Source organism: Paenibacillus sp. p3-SID867 (genome assembly GCF_025142895.1).
Lineage (GTDB): Bacteria > Bacillota > Bacilli > Paenibacillales > Paenibacillaceae > Paenibacillus_AQ.
The window spans coordinates 49,973-69,080 of the sequence record NZ_JAMBDM010000007.1 but is presented as its reverse complement, the minus strand read 5'-3'; the positions used below and the strand labels follow the sequence as shown (position 1 = coordinate 69,080).

Here is a 19,108-nt window from a genome sequence, read left to right as displayed (position 1 = left end):
CTATAGCGAAAGGAGTACGCATATGGCCAAAAAATTACCGAAAACGGATGTTGTCATTATCGGCGTCGGCTGGGCTGGCGGGATTATCGCTTCGGAATTGACCAAGAAGGGATTATCCGTTGTCGGATTGGAACGAGGTAAAGAAAGGGTAACGGAAGACTATTACATGGCTCACGATGAACTCCGTTACGCGCTTCGATACGATTTGATGCAGGACCTCTCCAAAGAAACGATTACATTTCGGAGCACCGAAAAAATACGTGCACTGCCGATGAGGCAGTATGGATCGTTTCTGTTAGGGGAGGGACTAGGTGGAGCCGGCGTACACTGGAACGGGCAAACGTTCCGTTTCCTGCCCTACGATTTTAAAATTCGGAGCATGACGGAAGAACGATATGGGAAAGATAAAATACCGCCGGAAATGACGATCCAGGACTGGGGCATTACCTACGATCAGCTCGAGCCGTTTTTTGATAAGTTCGAGAAGACGACCGGCATCTCTGGCGAAGAAAATCCCATGGCAGGAAAACGTTCGAATCCGTATCCGACACCGCCTATGCTTCACACGCCATCCATGAAGATGTTTGCGGAAGCGGCGAAAAACCTGAAACTCAATCCGTATACGGTGCCTTCAGCCAATTTGTCGGAAAGCTACACGAACCCGGATGGCATTTCAAGAGCGGCCTGCCAGTATTGCGGATACTGCGAGCGGTTTGGCTGCGAATACGGAGCGAAAGCGGATCCTGTCGTTACCGTGATTCCTGTTGCGAAAAAAACCGGAAAGTTCGAAATCCGCACCCATTCCTATGTTCGTAGAATTCTGCATAAGGGCGGTAAGGCAACGGGCGTCATGTACACGGACCTAACGACCGGTGAGGAAATCGAACAGCCGGCCGATATCGTTGTCTCGACGGGATATGTATTTAACAATACCCGTTTGATGCTTCTCTCGAAAATCGGCAAACCATACGACTCGTCCAGCGGGACGGGCGTGATTGGCAAAAACTATGCCTATCAGGTGATCAAGGGGAATGCCGCCGGATTTTTTGAGGACAAATTCAATCTGTTTGCCGGTGCAGGAAGCCTAGGGATGAGCGTGGACGATTTTAACGGCGACAATTTCGATCACTCGGACCTGAAGTTCATTCATGGGGGGAATATTGCCCATACGGTAACCGGCCAACGACCTATTCAAAACAATCCGGTTCCGGAGGAATCACCGCGTTGGGGTAAAGAATTTAAGGCGAATTCCTTGAAGTATGCCAACAGTGTACTGACCGTAGGGTCTCAAGGTTCCTCGATGCCTTATCGGCATCATTACCTGGATTTGGATCCCACCTATAAGGACGCATTCGGAGACCCGTTGATTCGAATCACGTTTGATTTCGAAGAGCAGGATCGCCAGTTGGCCAGGTATCTTTCCGATCGCTGCGCGGAGATTGTGCAGGAGATGGGAGGCCAGAATATCATGAAATTGAAGGAACTGGGACCTTACGAAATTACGACATACCAATCGACTCATAATACCGGCGGGGTGATTATGGGAGAGAACCCTGGCAATTCGGCCGTCAACAACTACATGCAAATGTGGGATATGGAAAACTTGTTTGTGGTAGGCGCATCCGCTTTCCCGCATAATAGCGGCTATAATCCGACCGGCACGGTCGGGGCTCTTGCTTATCGCACAGTGGATGGAATTATGGAATACAGCAAAAAGGGCGGGCTGTTAGTATAGCTTGCATTTTACAAAAGGAGGCAGTTTCAACCATGTTCAGAAAAGGATTACTGTTAGTATTGCTATTGACTTTTGCTCTTGCTGTGGTGGCATGTGGTGGTAATGATGCAGCAGATCCGGCTCCGGCTCCAGCAGATAATGGGGGACAAGCTCCACAGGAAGGAGCAACCGGCGGGGATGCCAACAACGATGCAGCGATGACGCTGTACAATGCCAATTGCATGGCTTGCCATGCTACCGACTTAGGCGGGGGCGGAAACTTTCCCAGCCTCCAAAACGTAGGCTCCAAGCACGATGCCAGCGAAATTGCAGGTATCATTTCGAATGGGCGGAATGGAATGCCGGCATTCCAAGGCAGGCTGACGGAAGACGAAATTAATGTGCTGTCCCAATGGTTGGCTGCCAAAAAATAAGGCGAACAGGATATGAAAGTGTGAGGACCCTCATGCTACAATGCAGATATAAATCGCGTTGTAGTCATGGGGGTTTTCTCACATGGTTACAGCGTAAGAATGGAACACTTTTGGAGGTGGACTGTGAAGTCATGACAGAGATTTTCGTATCCTCCTATAGCACATGCTCGATAAAGTGCCGGACGGTGGTGTGCTTTTTTGCCGGTGTCCTGACCTATCGAAATAATTTTGAAGATGCTGCAAGCGAGGTTGCCCGAAGATACCCGAATGCCAAAATCTTGATGATCTTTCCTTACGGGATGGCAAACGGCATATCGGGTTCCTCGTTAGTCCGTCTACTGGCCCGGCAGCTTACGCAAGTCGGCTATGATTTGGTTCGAGAGCAGTCTCAGCGGGTTATGGAAGCAGGACAAATCATCCATGAGCATGCAGCTGGTGCGAAGCAGCTGATCCTGATCGGGCACAGCGCTGGAGGCGTGATCGCTTATAAGGCAGGGCTTTATTTGGAGGAGAAGTTTAATTATCGGGGAATCCATGTGTTTGCTGTAGGATGTCCAAGGTTTTATTTGAAGGATATTCCTTACAATGACCGGTTTACATATATCACGGGTCAGAATCCGGACAGGATCACTAGAATTGGCAGTTGGCGCATGCCGGGTTCCAAGGTGTACCGTGGAAGGCCGGGGCGTGAGATTCAACTGGATTTTAATCCGGATCATCAAGGATGGCGGTTTCATGCCTCTTATTTTCTGAAATCGGCCTGGACGGATTCAAACGAAGCATTCCATACCAATTCAGTCGATCTTATATCCAAAATCCATGAATTACACCCTAAAAAGTAAACATTACGTAATAAATATTATGTAAACTAAATGTGCAAGCATCCACTGGCAGATAGAGTTGGTCCATGGTGTATTGTATGTACAAAAGAAGCCGTTCCTCTCGTTAATGGTTTGGGTCGCCCCTCCATAACAGCTAAATAAAATGACGTCATGGATTCGCCAAGTGACCGGGGATGATCCGGGCAAAAATATGGGGCCACCACCCGGGCTCTTTATAAGTCCGCTCTCGCTAACAACCTGTTAACCGTTATCAAGGAATAAGAGGCATTAGAACTATCATGCTTCCTTCTTAACTTTGCGAATTTCTTAAGTTGTTTCCTTAGCAGAAAAGGTTATACTTATCAATAGGTTAATTTGAAAGTCATCAGGGGGATATGTTAATGGCAAAACAAGACGAAGTTTCATTACAGAAGAAATTGAGGCCAAGGCATATCAGCTTTATGGCGATGGGCGGCGTCATCGGCACCGGGATATTTAAAGGAAGTTCCGAGACGATCAGTCTTGCCGGTCCGGGCGTTATTTTCTCTTATATCTTTGCAGGACTGCTGCTTCTGGTGGTTATGGGAGCAATGACGGAAATGGCTACGGTGTATCCGGGCCGGAACATGAAAGATTTTGTACGGGAAGCCTTTGGAAAAAGGGTTTCTTTTGTCATGGGCTGGATGTATTGTTTCATGTGGCTGTCGGTATGCGTGATTGAAGTGATTGCGGCAGGCAGCTTTCTGCAATACTGGTTTCCGGGGGTTCCGCTCTGGATGCTGAGCTTGGCAAGCGCAGCGCTCATTATTTTAATTAATATGATGAGTGTTGGGAGCTTTGGCGAAGTGGAATTTTGGCTTGCCGGGATCAAAATCGCCATGATTATTAGTTTTATTGTGCTGGGAAGTCTTCTGATGTTTGGCATTATTCCGAGTTCAGACACCCCATACCTTCAAAATTTCACCGCTCACGGCGGGTTTTTACCAAACGGATGGTTCGCCATATTCTCGGCTCTGCTTGTCGTTACCTTTTCGTATGGCGGCTCCGAGCTGATAGGTCTCACATTAACCGAGACTGAGAATGCGGAGAAAATCCTGCCGAAAGTGGTGCGCAATTTTATTTTGCGGGTGATATTGTTCTTTACGCTGCCGATTCTGATCATATGCGGATTGATTCCGTGGAATCAGCTCGGGGGAGAGGCAAGTCCCTTCGTTCAAGTGTTGTCCGCTACGGGTTTGCAGGGAACAGCCCACATTATGAATTTTATTTTGGTGACGGCTGTGCTGTCGGCAGCCAACTCCGGTATCTATGGTGCGACGCGCATGATCTATTCCATGGCAGCCGCCGGGGAGGCTCCACGGAGCCTGGCCAAGACCACGAGCAAAGGCATTCCGCTTAATACGCTGAAACTCTGCGCGATCATACTATTAGCGGGTTCCATGCTTGGATTGATTGCGCAAGATCAGCTGTTTCGGGTTCTGATGGCGGTGCCGGGGTTTGTCGTTGTGCTCGTGTGGATCTGTATTTGCTTCTCGCAGCTGAAGCTGCGCAAAGCTTATCCGATGCAGCCAAGCTTTAAGGTATGGGGATTCCCCTATATAACCGGGGTCACTGCGCTCTGCCTGTCGGTGATCGCTGTCCTGTTTCTGATAGACGGACAGAACCGGGTCAGCATCAGCGTATGTCTGTCCGTCCTGCTGCTATTGGTTGTCTGGTCCATCATGAAATTCAAAAAAGGGAATAGAAACGGATAGCGGAGCGGATGTCAGGCTTCTATTTCACGTTAAATCGGACAAGCTGAATATAGTGTCATGATCCGGTTGCGAGCCGCATTGCTGCAATCAAGAAAACAGAATAAACAAAGAGTAGGCGACAGAGGAATCAATCCTCTGTCGTCTTTTTATATGTGTGAGAACAAGTAAAGAAAGTGAAAGGAATGTAAAAAAGGAGTAATTGATAGCGCTTTCTTCTGGAAATTATAATGAATTATACATAAATTGGAGTCGCCTAGGTAGGAGCGTGTTCATTAAAAAAGCTATTGACAAGGGTGCTGATGGGTATGATGGTACAGAAATTTTGCAGTCTGAAATGGCTGTATACAGCCGGAATCTTAATTTTGATCATCGTGACTATCATTTTTATCGCAAAGCCTGAATTTTCACAACCATATCATGAGGACACTTATATCGCGACAGTTGACGGAGAAGTGATTCATGTGAGCGAATTTCAAAGAGCTGTTCATGCCAATCGAGCTGAAATGATCAAGTATTTCCATGAAAAATATGATGCAGCGCAGTCGACCGAATTTTGGTCCACGCCATACTTAAATGAAACTCCGCTTGAGTTGATCAAAAAGAAGGCGCTCGAAGACAGCATCCATCTTAAAATTCGACAGATCCTTGCCAAAGAGCAGGGCGTGCTCTCTGATATCAGTTACGACGGTTTTGTACAAAACCTCATGCTTGAAAACGAGAGAAGGCAACAAGCAATCAAGAAAAATCAGGTTGTTTTCGGACCCGCTCAATATACGGAGGAAACCTATTTAGAATATGTGATGGGAACCACGGCATTAGCGGTCAAAAACCACCTGATGGAGCGTGACTGGAAGCTGAATGAACAACAGCTAATCACGTTTTACGAGGAGAATAAGAGACGGTTGTACCATGCGCCACCAACCGTGAAGGTGCGACAATTATCATTATCTTTTCTTGATGCCAATCGGAATGTCGATACCCTTCTCAAAACTCGGGTGATAAGAAAATTAGAGACTGCTAGGCAGAAAATAACATCCGGTATTTCATTTGAGCAAGCAGCAAAGGACATCCATCAAAATAGCCAGATTACGGAGCAGTTATATAACTTGGATAGCCACAGGCACAACGCCAGAAGTCCGGTAGCTCAAGCTTCTGCCGACCTTCAACCAGGAGAGGTTAGCGAAATAATTGAAGAGAACGGCCGCTTCTATCTCATCCAATGCGTGGAGAAAGATCAGAGGGGAACCAAGTTTCTGGCATTTGACGGAATAAGAGAACAAGTGTTAAAGGACTACATCGATAACAAATATGAAGAGTACATACGTGAGCGAATAACCGATGCGCACGTTGTATTGAATGAGGAGTTGTACAGTAAATTTCAAATGTAACTGCCCATTTGGCATTACATAAATAAAAATGAAAGGAATGAAGATGATTGAGGCAATCGTTTATCAAAAAGTTGATCTGTATGGTTTCTATCTTTTCCTTGGTTTGCCATTGGGTTACCGCTTCACCGTCGGACGCTTTAGCTGCCGGAACCACTTATTATGTGGACAGTACAGGGGGGGATGACAGGAATAACGGCACAAGCCAAGACTCTGCGTGGAGATCGTTAGACAAAGTTAACGCGACTACCTTTGCCCCAGGCGACAAAATCTTGTTCAAAGCCGGGGAAAGCTGGAATGGCAGGCTGTGGCCTAAAGGTTCCGGTTCAAGCGGAAAACCGATCATTATCGATATGTACGGTTCCGGAAGCAAACCGCTAATCGCAGGGATAACGTCCGAACTGGAAGCCGTCTTTTTGAAAAATCAGGAGTACTGGGAAATCAACAACCTGGAGGTGACAAACAGCTCGCCGCTGCCTTTTGATCGAGATTGGGAGAATCCGCGGGGCCAAAGGCGTGGTGTTTATATCTTGAATGAGGAAGCTGGTATATTAAAACACATCTATATCCAAAACATGAACATCCATGATGTCGATGGATCGTATACAACACGCTCGGGAGGCATTATTTTCGATTCGGTTGGATCGACTATGCCCAGCGCATTTAACGATATTCTCATTGACGGTAATATACTGACGGACGTGGATGCCTATGGCATTTACATTGGCTCCAATTGTATCTTGCGCTACGGAATGGGCGATTTATGGCCGTGGGTACCTAAACCATATGGACCTTGGACGCCGTCCACCCAAGTGAAAATATCCAATAATACCGTCATCAGAGCAGCAACTGGAGGGATCGCCTGGAATGTCACCGATGGAGCGGTGGTCGAGCGCAACACCGTCCAACAAGCTACGTATCTGGCAACCAATGCTTCCATTTGGTGGGCGTATGCGGACAATAACCTCGTTCAATTCAACGAATCGTTTGCCAGTGTGAACGGCGCGGAAGACGGGCATGGCTTCGACGTGGATGCAGGAAACATCAATTCGTTGGTTCAGTACAATTACAGTCATGATAACGCTGGCGGCTTCATGCTGTTCGTAAACGACACTTATAACACAATCAATACCATCGTCAGATACAACATCAGCCAAAACGACAGAAAAAGCATATTCCGTTACAGCGGATCCATTGATAACGTCTACAATTACAATAATACGATTTACGTAGGAAAATCATCAGGCAACCCGGTGATGAGCGATTACTTCACCAAGGCTTCGGGAGCCCCGCGCAACATTCATAATTTTAATAATGTGTATTACAGCGTAGGCGATAAGGGATGGGACTTGACGGGTCAAACGTTTGATTACAACGCATATTACGGAGGAAACACATTGGTGCAGGCTGATGCCCATAAGATAACGGACGATCCAAAATTTGTTGATCCCGGAAGCGGCGGCAATGGCATGGATACAGTGAATGGGTACCAATTGCAAGCGACTTCACCATTAATAGGCGCAGGCATACGCATAAACGATAACGGAGGAAGGGATTATTTCGGAAACCCGTTATATAATGGAGCTCCTGATATCGGTGCCCACGAATATGAGGGTAGTGTTCCGCCAGCCGGGAACATGCCTGATCCGATCGTCATCGTTCCGAAACGGCCTGCCAGCACACCTGTGGACAATCTAGCTACGCAGGCAGCTGCAAGTACGACATTTCAAACGTCGTCTTCAGGACCAATTGAAAATATTATTGATAATGATTACGACACGGCATGGGAAACCGATACTTCGCCTTCATTTCCGAACGATATCACGCTTGATTTTGGCGAGCAAACGCTTATGGCCAATCAATTGAAGCTTAATACTAGATACGGAAAAGATTTGGGGATTACGAACTTTGATCTTGAATACCGTAATGGTTCGGCATGGATTCCCCTACGCACCAATATCAATCTGACTTGGGATTTGAACACGGGCGCAAATGAGATCAAATCCGTGGAATTTCCACTTACTCGATTCTCTCAAATCAGATTGAAGGTCCATGAGGGTGCTAACCCATCGGGGCGAATCGCACTGAACGAGCTTGAATTGTATAACAATCCTGAACTATCCAAAGATATGGTCACCACGACCTTTGCGACGGGGGCAGGTACCATTACGAACATCATCGACAACAATTTGAACTCTGCATGGGGAAGTACCGGAGATGTAACCTTTCCAGGTTATATTACCCTTGACTACGGCAATCATAGGGTACCGGTCAACAAGGTTACGTTAGTCACGTTTTTTGGGATCGGCCAGGGTATTACTAATTTTGACGTGGAGTATTTCGACGGTAGCCGTTGGGTGACGGCATTATCTGGCACATCGGTGGAATGGAAGCTGAACGACAGCACCAAAGAACGCCAGAGCGTTTCTTTCCCAACGGTAAACGCCTATAAACTTCGGTTAAAGGTTAATGACGGGAATCGGATATGGGGGAACATCGCGTTAAATGAACTCATCGTTGAGCATACCGCAGATAACATACCCGTTACTGGAATAATAATGGATACACCGGAGCTTGTGTTTAATTCCTCTTCCGGCCGAAGTAAAGAGCTCCACGCAGCGGTTATGCCGGATCATGCAACCAATAAGAATATGAAATGGAGCACGAATCAAGAGCAGGTGGCAACGGTAGACGATCATGGCATCGTGACTGCCGTAGAGGAAGGAAAGGCTGTCATCACGGCCACGACGGAAGATGGTGATTTTCAGGCCTCCAGCCACATTACGGTGGATTGGACAGCTCCGGAGATTACGATACATCAAGTTGTAACATCAGAATATAACACGGGTGTGTTTCAACCCATATTTGAAGTGGCAGACCTTCTGTCAGGTGTCGACCAAGCAAAAACCGAAGTCATCTTGGATGGAAACGTATTAACGGATTTAACTGAAATACCGTTATATAAACTTGAGCAGGGTACACATACGTTTACGGTAAAAGCAATTGATTTGGCAGGGAACTCATCTATACAATCCGTAGACTTTCAAGTGAAAACAAGTTATGCCGCTCTTGAGGAACTGGTTCATCGTTTCGCAGACGAGGGAACCATTGATAGCAAAGGGATTGCTAACAGTCTGCTGAAAAAATTGCAAAAACAAAATCTGCGCAGTTTCATTTCAGAAGTCTATGCACAAAAAGGGAATCATATCACCGCCGAGGTTGCGGAATATTTGTTACGAGATGCAGCAACTTTACAAGAGTTATAACCTAAAATTCCAATTATTTATCTCGCATTCTCACAGCTAGAACGGATTCATATAGAAAAGCCGGGTCTTCCTACATGAAGGAATCCGGCTTTTTATGTTTGATCAGTGCGTTATTTCTTGGATGGCACATCCGTTTTGTATTCAATAACTTGTAATACTTTTGGTTCAATAGCTTTTAACATTTGTTCCATTGAAAGGTTGTTGTTCGGAATTTCCCCGTTAGCTTCACCTTGGATTTGTATATCAACCTGAGTTTTTGCAATGACATCCACAATTTGTTGTTTCGAGACATTTTTAGAGGCTGCGATCTCCACTACAGATCTACCTTTTGCTAATTCTTGTTTGAGTTCAATTGGGCTCATGTTTAGTAAAGAAAAGAGTTTGTCGTCATTCAAATAGGCATCTGCAAAATAATCTGGCTTGCCATTGGTAGTGTAGAAACCTTCTACTTTATGGTTTGCAGATTTCGTTTCACCTCCAATTAGAGAAACACTGATTGAATTGCCCTGAACGAATACCTGATATAAGGGTGTTTCTGATCCCTTTTGGGAGTAGTTCAGCATCAACGTTTTTTGATCCGGGTTCTCCATTTGCTCCATAGCAAACTCATACTCTTCGATATTGCCATACATTTTATTTATGAGATGATCAACCTTCGACTTGATGTCTTGATCGGTTAAAGCAGTGAGTGGCTTCTCCTTAGGCTCCCAATTCTCTTGAATCACATGTTCAATCTCACCTGTCATACTGTTTGTATGCAGTGTAATCTTTTTGCCGGTTCCCCCTTTTTCCTGGAGGATGATGCTGGTTTGGACACCTTGAACGTTGCTTGCCTCGATAATCTCAAACGATTTTGTTTCAGGAAATGCGCGATACAGCTTCTCAAGTGTTGCTTTGCCAACCTCATCCGTTTTGACTTGTTCAATCGTCATCGGTGTTCTAGTTAGCATTTCAATGAGCGGAGGGGCAGCAAATGCTGCGGTTGGAATCAAAATCGCAGTCGTCACTATTCCAGCTATTAATCGTTTTTTCATAGGTTTCTCGCTCCTTTTTTGTTGCACATATTGTGAATAGGATCGTGCTATTCGGTTGGAAATTGCCGGAGGGCAATCCATCGTTTCTGCTTCCTTGCGCAAGTGTTCACGGATAATGCGTTCAATAGTCATTGATCTTTTCCATCCTTTCCGGGGGGAGATTCCATATGTTTTTTCGAAGCGCCTGGATGCCTGCATGATATCTGGACTTGACTGTACCCAGCGGGATGTCGATTATGGTCGCGATTTCCTCCAGCGTATAGTCGTGAAAAAAGCGGAGGATAATGACAGCTCGCTGTTTATCCGTCAGTTTTTGGATAGCCTGCGATATCATTTGGTTCGTGCCGTCCATCAACACAGAAGGTTGATCCCAATGCGGCTCTTCCCGAGAGAAGGAACGGATGCGTTCAAAAATTCGGAATCTCCGCCAGCGCTTGACCCGAAATCTCTGCACTTGACGGATGACCAAGCCGTGCAGCCAGAAATGGAAAGGCCGATTCGTATCGTAATTGGCAAGTGACGTCCACATTTGCATATAAATCTCATTCATGACATCTTCCCGATCCTGCTGATGATCTACCAGAAAGGAAACGGTTCGATAGACGTCCTGATAGGTGGCATCATACATCGTATGAAATGCCTGTTGATCACCGTCTTTCATTTGTTTGAGTAATTCGTACATACATTCACTTTGCATTCAGAGGGCCCTCCTGGGTAAGCGGCTTACACCCTATATTGTCTCTCTATTTAAAAAAGGTTCGGTTTTTCTCTTATTTTTTTTGAGAAGAAGTAGGACAACCCGGCTACTTTAACTATTATATAGTCCGTCTGCATATGTCTTATCTTCGACTGCACAGATAGGTGCAATGTCACAAAAGCCTTGTTTAGTTAGAAATTTATATTTCTTTCATATTTAAAAGAATCAAGCAGATTGAGGAATAATAGCGAAACTAAAAAAACTCGTATCCTTTCACGGATACGGGTTTTTTAATCATGGAGAGATTTCGAGGTGTCAGATATCTTTCAAAATCAATTACGTCATGCAGGTAATGGCGAGATCATTGCAGATCTCGAAGAAGAGAGTAGATTGAACGTTAATGGTTAATATCGCATTTGTTCATAATGAAGGAGATTTGATTCTCCAATCGGTTGAGTTGTTCCTGTGTTTCCTGGTCTTCTGTACCCTGTTCCCGCAGAGCGGCAAGCTCTAGCTTGAGCTGATGGAGATCGTCGCTGGCATTCGCGCAGTTATAGTCGCTTTCCAAATTGTCGAGCATCATCGTTCCTCCTTGGTTGTATGATGTTGTTCATCACTAGTATGGAGGATACTTCCAAAGTTATTCATGGCCTTCCGTTAAACGAGCTTTTTTCGAATCGCGCCCGAAATCAAGTCGATCAAGGTAATCATGACGATAATTCCGAGCAAAATAATGCCGACGCGGTCCCAATTTCGTGAGCTCAGCGCGAAAATAAGCGGTGTCCCGATGCCGCCTGCGCCGATCACGCCCAGGATGGTGGCGGAGCGGAGATTAATTTCGAAGCGGTAGAGGATATACGACAGAAAACCGGGCAGTACCTGTGGCAAAACGGCGAACCGGACGATTTGCAACCGTGTCGCGCCAGTAGCGATCAATGCTTCGGTCGGGCCCGTATCGATCTGTTCCACCTCTTCGGAGAACAGTTTGCCGAGCATGCCTACTGAATGCAGACCGAGTGCCAGCACACCTGCAAAAGAGCCGGGGCCCACTGCCTTAATGAACAACAGTGCCATTACGATTTCAGGAAAGACGCGGACCAGACTGAGCAGCACTTTGCCTGATCCGGAGGCGAATATGGACCCGGTCATATTGGCCGCGGCCCAGAAAGCGAACGGGATACAGATGACCGCCGAGATGATCGTCCCCAGAATGGATATAGCCAGCGTATCCAGCAAGCCTCGCAGCAAATCCTCTCCGCCTGGTAAATAGACAAAATCCCAATCGGGTGAAAGCAAACCTGAGAAAATAGCCTTTGTCACCTGACCAGCCGTCTCCTTAATGCCAGAGTACGGAATACCGGAGAAGGCCCAGACATAAACGACGGCCAGCATAACGTAGATAAGCCAGCGGAGCGGGCTTTTTTTCGGTTGGGGAACGATGTCGTCCCATGATTGGCTCATAACAATTTCTCCCGCAATTTCGCACTAAGATAGTCGATCAAGAGGACAACCATCAGGGTGAAGATGATGATCATGCATGTCTTGTCGTACTCAAAAAAACCGAGTGTCACTTCATAATAATGACCGATCCCGCCAGCTCCCACCAGACCGAGCACGGCAGCGGCACGGACATTGATTTCGAACGTGTACAGCGTATAAGAAGCGAAGTGTGCCCGAATCTGCGGGATTGCACCGTATACGATCACTTGCGGCAGATTTGCTCCGGCAGCGGTCATCGCTTCCAGCGGTCCAGGATCTATCGCTTCCAGCGCTTCATAGGTGAGTTTAGCTATCAGACCCAGTGAAAAGACGGATAAGGCAAAAATCCCCGGTAACGGACCGAGTCCTGCTATGGCAACAAATAAGGCGGCGAGCAGAAGGTCGGGAATCGCGCGGATCAAGTTTAGCAGAAAGCGAACCGGATAGGTGATCCACCGATTTTTGACCATGTTATCTGCACAGAGCAGCGCCACCGGAACGGCCAGGACGGCGCCCAGCGTGGTCCCGATCAGCGCCATGCGTATCGTTTCCAGCATGGCTTCCAAAATGTTGTCGAGATAGCTCCATTTCGGCGGGAACATTTCCCGCAGCAGGTCGAGCATATTCGGCAGACCTTCCACAAGCTCCATGAAGGAAGCGTCCGTCTGCAGCGCACTGCCCCAGACGAGAAGGAGCAGGAAAGCCGTAGTCATGTAATACTTCAGTTTTCCAGGTGGTTTCGGGCGAAGAAGGGGAGATTGAGCTGATGGTTTGAACGGCGCCGTTTCCAGTTCCATCTTCATACAGCCGTATCCTCCAATACCTCATTCTTGCCGAATGGTTGTCCGTATATTTCCGTAAACCGCTCGTCCGTCGCTTCCGATACAGGTCCGTCAAATACAACTTCCCCGGCGCGTAATCCGATAATCCGCGTAGCATACTGCCGGGCCAGATCGATCGAATGCAGATTCACGATCGTCGTAATTTCGGATTCCGCGTTAATTCGTTTTAAATCATCCATGACCTGCTTCGTAGTCAAAGGATCGAGAGAAGCAACCGGCTCGTCCGCCAGTATGATCTTGGCTTCCTGCGCGAGCACTCGGGCAATCGCGACTCGCTGCTGCTGCCCGCCAGATAGCTCGTCGGCCCGGGCATAGGCTTTCTGGACGATGCCTACCCGGTCGAGTGCCTGAAAAGCGAGATCTACATCGGCCTTTGGAAATCGGCCGAGCATGGTAAGCAGGGTGGAGTGGTATCCGACGCGTCCGGCGAGCACATTGCGGAGCACGGAGGAGCGCTTCACAAGGTTAAAGCTTTGAAAGATCATGCCGATGTCTCTACGGATGCGGCGAAGCTCTTTGCCCTTGGCCGCTGTGATCGATTTACCGTCGATCACGATTTTGCCTTCGGTAATGTCGTGAAGCCGGTTCATCGACCGCAGGAGGGTCGACTTACCGGCGCCGGACAGCCCGACGATCGCCACGAATTCGCCGCGGCCGATCGTCAGATTGATATGGTTCAGTCCTTTGGTTCCATTGGCGTAAGTTTTCGAAACGTTGTGAATTTCAATCATGGCACCCATTCCCTTATCGTTTACTCGGTCTTAACCTTGTTGCCATATTCACGGACAATCTCGAAATGACTGTCATCGGATTTGACATAACCTTCATGCGTGTAAATTTCGGAGATAATCTTGTGGCCTTCTTCGTCCTGGCCGATCTCGATAAACGCGGTTTGCAGCTTCTCAATCCATTCCGGGCTCATATCGGAGCGCACGGTGATCGTATCGTTCGGAATTTCCTCCGTATAAGTCAGTACGCGCGTATCATCAAATACGGTGGGGTAATCGTTCTTGACGACATTACGGGCATCCTGGAAAATGGCAGCTGCATCGACATCGCCGTTCAACACGGCAAGGACGGCTTGGTCATGGCCTTTTACGGTAATCGGCTCGACGTCCTTCAGCGGGTCGATCCCGTTATCCATCAACACCGCGGCTGGCCACACATAACCGGCAGAGGAAGAAACGTTTTGGTAGGCGATTTTTTTGCCCTTCAGGTCGGCCACGGATTGGATGGCGGAATCCTTTTTCACGATCATCATCGCCTTGTAGAAATCCACAAGCTCATCCGTAGGCTCGCCGGTTTCATCCTTGACGCCATAACGTTGGGCCTGCAGAATAACCTCAGCAGCGCCTCTCTCTTTGGCAAGCACATACGCGGTTGGCGGCAGGAAACCGACGTCCACCTTTTTGGAAGCCATCGCTTCTACAATCGTGTTATAGTCAGTCGATACGCTGACCGCAACGGGGATCCCGATTTTGTCGGACAGCAGCTTTTCGAGCGGCTTGGCTTTGGCTTCAAGCGTGTCGGCATTCTGGGAAGGAACGAATTGGACCGTCAGTTTATCAGGGACATACCCGGTAGATTCTGTGGTCGTGCTGCTGCCTGTATTTGTGCCTTGCGAGTTCTCCTGCCCGGCGTTCGCCGCGGCTTTGCCGCCGGTGTCGGTATTACCGCCGCCGCATCCGCTGACAGCGACGCACAATAACAGGGGCATGGTGAATTTCATCCATTTTTTCAAAACAATGACCTCCATTTATAAGTTAATGACATGTCTTACCTGCTCCACTATACGGAGGGAGTGTTAATGGTCTGTCAATGAAATGATAACTCTTTGTAAAGTTTTGGAATTTTAATATAAAACTGCATTCCAGTTGATAGAATGGCTTGAATATGTTGTGAACAGGAGAGATGGTATGAACCCGACGAATAAAATGACGATTACCGTGCTGGCCACCAGTGACTTACATGGACATCTGTACCCTACGGATTACCGGACACGGGAAGAAAGGGATATAGGACTCGGCAAGCTGGCGACCCTGATCCGTGAAGAGCGGCTTATCCATCCGGATCTGCTGCTGATCGATAACGGAGATTTGATTCAAGGCTCTCCGCTGGCTTCCTATGCAGTTAAAAGCAGTACGGATATCCATCCGTTGATTGGTGCGCTGAATGAGCTGGGCTACGATGCAGCTGTTCCGGGTAACCATGAATTCAATTATGGTATGGAGACGCTTGAAAAAGCGGTGCAGTTTTCCCGGTTCCCTTGGTTGTCAGCCGGAATCCGGTTGCAGGATAGCAAGGAGCCCGCCTTTGGTAAGCCTTATCTAATCAAGCACATCGGTGGCATCCGGGTGGCGGTTCTGGGTGTGACGACACACTACATTCCGAGCTGGGAGAATCCGTCCCACATTCAGGGTCTCGAATTCCAAGATGCATTGGAAACCGTGAAGGAATGGGTGCCGCGCATCCGTCTGGAGGAGCAGCCCGATGTGATGATCGTTGCGTACCACGGTGGATTTGAGTGCGATTTGGAAAGCGGGGAGCCGGCGGAAAGCATCACCGGGGAGAACCAGGCTTATGCCATGTGTGCCGAGGTGAAGGGCATTGATGTGCTCATCACCGGGCATCAGCATCGGCTGCTGGCCGCGCAGGTCCACGAAGTGACAGTTGTCCAACCCGGCTTCAATGGTCAGGCCATCGGCAAGATCCATGTGGATCTGGTTAAGGAACAGGAACGCTGGATTATTGTGGAGAAACGTGCCGAGTTGCTGCGACCAGACACTGGGACAACGACTGACACAGTGGTGTTAGCTTCCAGCCAGCAGTTGGAAGAACGGACCCAGGCATGGCTCGACGAGCCGATCGGACGAGTCGAGGGTGACATGGGCATATACGATCCTACAGCCTGTCGGCTGGCGGAGCATCCGTTTATCGAGTTTATCCATCGCGTGCAGATGGAATATGCGGGTGTCAACGTTTCATGTACGTCATTACTCAGTGAAGATTCCAAGGGGTTCGGAGACGTTATCACAAGACGGGATATCCTTACGAATTTCATATATCCGAATACGTTGGTCGTACTTCGTCTGACCGGACGCGACATCCGGGACGCGCTGGAACAGACAGCCTGTTATTTTACGGTCGGCCCAGTCGGGACTCCTCCCGTGAACCCGGCATATATGAAGCCGAAACCGCAGCACTATAATTACGACATGTGGGAAGGCATTGAATATACATTAAACATTGCATGCGCGCCGGGATCAAGGGTCAGCAGGTTGAAATATAACGGCGCAGACTTGCCGGGCGGGATGGAGCTGGATGTGGTCCTGAACAGCTACCGGGCCAGAGGAGGAGGAGATTACAGCATGTTCCAAGGGAAGAGAGTGATACGGGAGATACTGATCGACACCGCGGAGTTAGTGGAACAGTATATCTCGGAGCGCGGAAGCATCCCAGCTGCTTGTAATCACAATTGGAAAATTGTCATAGAGAGGCAATAGCTTGCTGGTGATTGTTAACTTAAGGAGAGGCTTTAAATGGATCAACATGTGTCACGGAACAGTCCCTACCATCGCGGCTTGCGTACAAATTTAATTAGCCCTCTTGACTTTATACCTAACTAGAGAGTTTATACTCTAACCAATAAATTAAGATAGAGGGTGAAAGCATTGTTTAAAATCAGCGAGTTTTCCAGGCTGAGCCGAATTCCGTTACAAACTCTGCGCTATTATGATCAGCTCGGAATCCTGAAGCCGGCCATGACCGATGAATCGACGGGATATCGGTATTATTACGCCGAACAACTACTGGAGATCAACCGTATCGTCATATATAAGGAATTGGGATTTACATTACAGCAGATCGCGCAGCTCCTTCATGAAGATATTTCAACAGAACAGATTCGGGGCATGCTGAGGCTCAAGGAGAGTGAAATCGCGCGGCAGCTTGATATGGAGCGCTCTAGGCTTGTCCGGGTAAAAGAAAGAATGCAGCTCCTGGAACGGGAAGGAAAAGTAAATAATAAACAAGAGGTTGTCTTGAAGCGCGTTGAAGCCATGCACATGATCACGTATGCTTCCCATGGCACCGTTGAGGATATCCCAAGCCTTTTCGAAATGTTCGATGGGCTGCATGATGGCCGAGCCAAGTCTCTATTATACGGTCCGCAGACGTTGTTGTGGAACGTATCCGGCAGCAAGGAGCATGTGTTTGAGTTCGAAGCCGGTTATGCCGTGAAATCGGATATCTTCAAGCTGCCGGAGCATCTCCAGTATCGATCCCTGCCTTCTGAGACCATGGCCACACTGTTATTCCGCTCGGATTCGGTGTACTCCGAATCGGCCTGCCTGGGTCTTGCCGAATGGATTGAGCAGCATGGTTATCTCGTTCGAAGCGACCAGCCCGGAAGAGAAACCTATGTGCCCTTATCAGGTGAGCCGGGGGTTTGTCTCATCGAAATTCAATTGCCAATTGAATACGAAGAGGAACGAGCATGAGTAATAAATGGATCGTTTATTTGCTTGCCCTGGCCGTGTTTCTCATTGGAACGATCGAGTACATCATAAGCGGAATTCTTCCCATCGTAGCGGAAGATCTAGGCATTGCGACGTCCACCGCTGGATCATTCGTAACGACATTCGCCCTTTCTGCAGCGATAGGCGCACCCGTAGTGGTCGCCGCAACCATCCGGGTGGACCGAAAAAAAATGCTGCTTGTCATGCTCGGCATATTTATTTTCAGCAGCTGTCTCGTCTATGTTAGTGACTCACTTGAAATGATGCTGATGACTCGAATGATCCAGGGACTCAGCGGTGGAACAGCCACGGTCATTGCAATGGCCGTAGCCACGCGTATGGTTGAAGAACGGAATCGGGGCTGCGCGATCGGCACCATATTGATGGGACTTAGCAGCTCTCTGGTGCTCGGCGTGCCGATCGGCACGTTCTTGAGCGAAACCATGGGGTGGAGAACCTTATTCGTCATTGCTGGCTTGCTGATGGTGATTCCGTTCTTGGCGGTCGTTTCCAAGGTTCCGTCCATTACGGAGCAAAAAGCCATTACACTTAGAATGCAGCTGTCGATATTAAAAGATAAAAAAATGGTGCTGGCTGTAGTCATTACGCTGTTTTATATCGGAGGATACTCATCGCTATTTACGTTTATATCCCCCTATCTTCAGCAGAATAGTGAGTTATCTGCAACGGCGCTTTCCGGTATTCTATTGATCTCGGGGATATGCAGCTTTGCTGGCTCCAAATTCGGAGGGGGGTTAGCGGATACGAAGGGATCCAGATTCACGATCTACGCCGGACTGTCCATCCAAGCGGGAACGTTGCTGCTGTTGTCTTGGTTCAACGGCTCGATCTACGCTGTTGTTCCATTAATCATGTTATGGATGGCCGCCACATGGGCGACATCTCCAGCACAGCAGTTGTATTTAGTTACCCTGGTCCCGCAATCGCCGGATATAGCCTTAAGCGTCAACACTTCGTTTATCCAATTTGGCTTCGCCCTCGGCTCAGGAATCGGCGGATTGGTGATCAGCAGCTCCTCCATTGACAATCTGGGTTGGTCCGGGTTTGTCATGGTTTTGGTGGCGCTCTTGCTTGCAGTTCGGTTGTTCGCTAATGATAAAAATAACTATGACAACCCTTGTCACTATTAGCAGATATGATGAAC

General features: G+C 48.0%; 16 protein-coding genes. 9 read left to right on the top strand and 7 right to left on the bottom strand.

What is annotated here, in order from left to right; all coding sequences use genetic code 11:
• Window positions 1-22: 22 nt before the first annotated feature.
• The 6 genes from M4D81_RS15600 (at window position 23) to M4D81_RS15575 (ending at window position 9,374) form a co-directional block, all read left to right on the top strand.
• A complete protein-coding gene (locus M4D81_RS15600; protein ID WP_260067192.1) occupies window positions 23-1,735 on the top strand; it encodes a GMC family oxidoreductase in 1,713 nt (570 codons plus the stop codon).
• Window positions 1,736-1,767: 32 nt separating this feature from the next.
• Complete coding sequence (locus M4D81_RS15595) at window positions 1,768-2,148, top strand: c-type cytochrome (protein ID WP_260067191.1); 381 nt, start codon at window positions 1,768-1,770, stop codon at window positions 2,146-2,148.
• Window positions 2,149-2,279: 131 nt separating this feature from the next.
• The gene (locus M4D81_RS15590; RefSeq protein WP_260067190.1) at window positions 2,280-2,990 is read left to right on the top strand and encodes an alpha/beta hydrolase family protein; all 711 of its coding nucleotides are present in this window, start codon (window positions 2,280-2,282) and stop codon (window positions 2,988-2,990) included.
• A 380-nt stretch (window positions 2,991-3,370) separates the two neighbouring features.
• Complete coding sequence (locus M4D81_RS15585) at window positions 3,371-4,723, top strand: amino acid permease (protein ID WP_260067189.1); 1,353 nt, start codon at window positions 3,371-3,373, stop codon at window positions 4,721-4,723.
• Between the two features lie 305 nt (window positions 4,724-5,028).
• Window positions 5,029-6,111 (top strand): peptidylprolyl isomerase, encoded by a 1,083-nt coding sequence (locus tag M4D81_RS15580; RefSeq protein ID WP_260067188.1) that lies wholly within the window; start codon window positions 5,029-5,031, stop codon window positions 6,109-6,111.
• Between the two features lie 47 nt (window positions 6,112-6,158).
• Complete coding sequence (locus tag M4D81_RS15575; RefSeq protein WP_260067187.1) at window positions 6,159-9,374, top strand: discoidin domain-containing protein; 3,216 nt, start codon at window positions 6,159-6,161, stop codon at window positions 9,372-9,374.
• 110 nt (window positions 9,375-9,484) lie between these two features.
• Here M4D81_RS15575 and M4D81_RS15570 read toward each other — a convergent pair whose 3' ends face one another.
• The 7 genes from M4D81_RS15570 to M4D81_RS15540 form a co-directional block, all read right to left on the bottom strand.
• Entirely contained in the window at window positions 9,485-10,540 is a 1,056-nt protein-coding gene (locus tag M4D81_RS15570; protein WP_260067186.1) for a hypothetical protein, read from the bottom strand.
• Entirely contained in the window at window positions 10,530-11,105 is a 576-nt protein-coding gene (locus M4D81_RS15565; protein WP_260067185.1) for a sigma-70 family RNA polymerase sigma factor, read from the bottom strand. The genes M4D81_RS15570 and M4D81_RS15565 overlap by 11 nt, the downstream gene beginning before the upstream one ends.
• A 397-nt stretch (window positions 11,106-11,502) precedes the next feature.
• A complete protein-coding gene (locus M4D81_RS15560; RefSeq protein ID WP_260067412.1) occupies window positions 11,503-11,685 on the bottom strand; it encodes a DUF2524 domain-containing protein in 183 nt (60 codons plus the stop codon).
• 77 nt (window positions 11,686-11,762) lie between these two features.
• Entirely contained in the window at window positions 11,763-12,566 is an 804-nt protein-coding gene (gene phnE, locus M4D81_RS15555) for a phosphonate ABC transporter, permease protein PhnE (protein WP_260067184.1), read from the bottom strand.
• Window positions 12,563-13,387 carry a phosphonate ABC transporter, permease protein PhnE gene (phnE, locus tag M4D81_RS15550; RefSeq protein ID WP_260067183.1) on the bottom strand — a complete coding sequence of 275 codons (825 nt, stop codon included), beginning with the start codon at window positions 13,385-13,387 and terminating at the stop codon, window positions 12,563-12,565. Before phnE (M4D81_RS15550) ends, phnE (M4D81_RS15555) begins: the two co-directional genes overlap by 4 nt.
• The gene (gene phnC / locus M4D81_RS15545; protein WP_260067182.1) at window positions 13,384-14,157 is read right to left on the bottom strand and encodes a phosphonate ABC transporter ATP-binding protein; all 774 of its coding nucleotides are present in this window, start codon (window positions 14,155-14,157) and stop codon (window positions 13,384-13,386) included. The genes phnE (M4D81_RS15550) and phnC overlap by 4 nt, the downstream gene beginning before the upstream one ends.
• A gap of 20 nt (window positions 14,158-14,177) precedes the next feature.
• Window positions 14,178-15,167, bottom strand: a complete 990-nt coding sequence (locus M4D81_RS15540) for a phosphate/phosphite/phosphonate ABC transporter substrate-binding protein (RefSeq protein WP_260067181.1) — start codon at window positions 15,165-15,167, stop codon at window positions 14,178-14,180.
• 175 nt (window positions 15,168-15,342) lie between these two features.
• Here M4D81_RS15540 and M4D81_RS15535 point away from each other — a divergent pair, with 175 nt between their 5' ends.
• The 3 genes from M4D81_RS15535 (at window position 15,343) to M4D81_RS15525 (ending at window position 19,094) form a co-directional block, all read left to right on the top strand.
• Window positions 15,343-16,929 carry a bifunctional metallophosphatase/5'-nucleotidase gene (locus M4D81_RS15535; protein ID WP_260067180.1) on the top strand — a complete coding sequence of 529 codons (1,587 nt, stop codon included), beginning with the start codon at window positions 15,343-15,345 and terminating at the stop codon, window positions 16,927-16,929.
• Between the two features lie 168 nt (window positions 16,930-17,097).
• Complete coding sequence (locus M4D81_RS15530; protein WP_260067179.1) at window positions 17,098-17,925, top strand: MerR family transcriptional regulator; 828 nt, start codon at window positions 17,098-17,100, stop codon at window positions 17,923-17,925.
• On the top strand, window positions 17,922-19,094 hold the full coding sequence (locus M4D81_RS15525) for an MFS transporter (RefSeq protein WP_260067178.1): 1,173 nt from the start codon (window positions 17,922-17,924) through the stop codon (window positions 19,092-19,094). The genes M4D81_RS15530 and M4D81_RS15525 overlap by 4 nt, the downstream gene beginning before the upstream one ends.
• Window positions 19,095-19,108: the final 14 nt, after the last annotated feature.

What these genes read in the sequence shown, in the direction of transcription:
- M4D81_RS15600 (WP_260067192.1), top strand. Translation starts at nt 23, where the DNA reads ATGGCCAAAAAATTACCGAAAACGGATGTTGTCATTATCGGCGTCGGC.
- M4D81_RS15595 (WP_260067191.1), top strand. Translation starts at nt 1,768, where the DNA reads ATGTTCAGAAAAGGATTACTGTTAGTATTGCTATTGACTTTTGCTCTT.
- M4D81_RS15590 (WP_260067190.1), top strand. Translation starts at nt 2,280, where the DNA reads ATGACAGAGATTTTCGTATCCTCCTATAGCACATGCTCGATAAAGTGC.
- M4D81_RS15585 (WP_260067189.1), top strand. Translation starts at nt 3,371, where the DNA reads ATGGCAAAACAAGACGAAGTTTCATTACAGAAGAAATTGAGGCCAAGG.
- M4D81_RS15580 (WP_260067188.1), top strand. Translation starts at nt 5,029, where the DNA reads ATGATGGTACAGAAATTTTGCAGTCTGAAATGGCTGTATACAGCCGGA.
- M4D81_RS15570 (WP_260067186.1), bottom strand. Translation starts at nt 10,540, where the DNA reads ATGACTATTGAACGCATTATCCGTGAACACTTGCGCAAGGAAGCAGAA.
- M4D81_RS15565 (WP_260067185.1), bottom strand. Translation starts at nt 11,105, where the DNA reads ATGCAAAGTGAATGTATGTACGAATTACTCAAACAAATGAAAGACGGT.
- M4D81_RS15560 (WP_260067412.1), bottom strand. Translation starts at nt 11,685, where the DNA reads ATGCTCGACAATTTGGAAAGCGACTATAACTGCGCGAATGCCAGCGAC.
- phnE (WP_260067184.1), bottom strand. Translation starts at nt 12,566, where the DNA reads ATGAGCCAATCATGGGACGACATCGTTCCCCAACCGAAAAAAAGCCCG.
- phnE (WP_260067183.1), bottom strand. Translation starts at nt 13,387, where the DNA reads ATGAAGATGGAACTGGAAACGGCGCCGTTCAAACCATCAGCTCAATCT.
- phnC (WP_260067182.1), bottom strand. Translation starts at nt 14,157, where the DNA reads ATGATTGAAATTCACAACGTTTCGAAAACTTACGCCAATGGAACCAAA.
- M4D81_RS15535 (WP_260067180.1), top strand. Translation starts at nt 15,343, where the DNA reads ATGAACCCGACGAATAAAATGACGATTACCGTGCTGGCCACCAGTGAC.
- M4D81_RS15525 (WP_260067178.1), top strand. Translation starts at nt 17,922, where the DNA reads ATGAGTAATAAATGGATCGTTTATTTGCTTGCCCTGGCCGTGTTTCTC.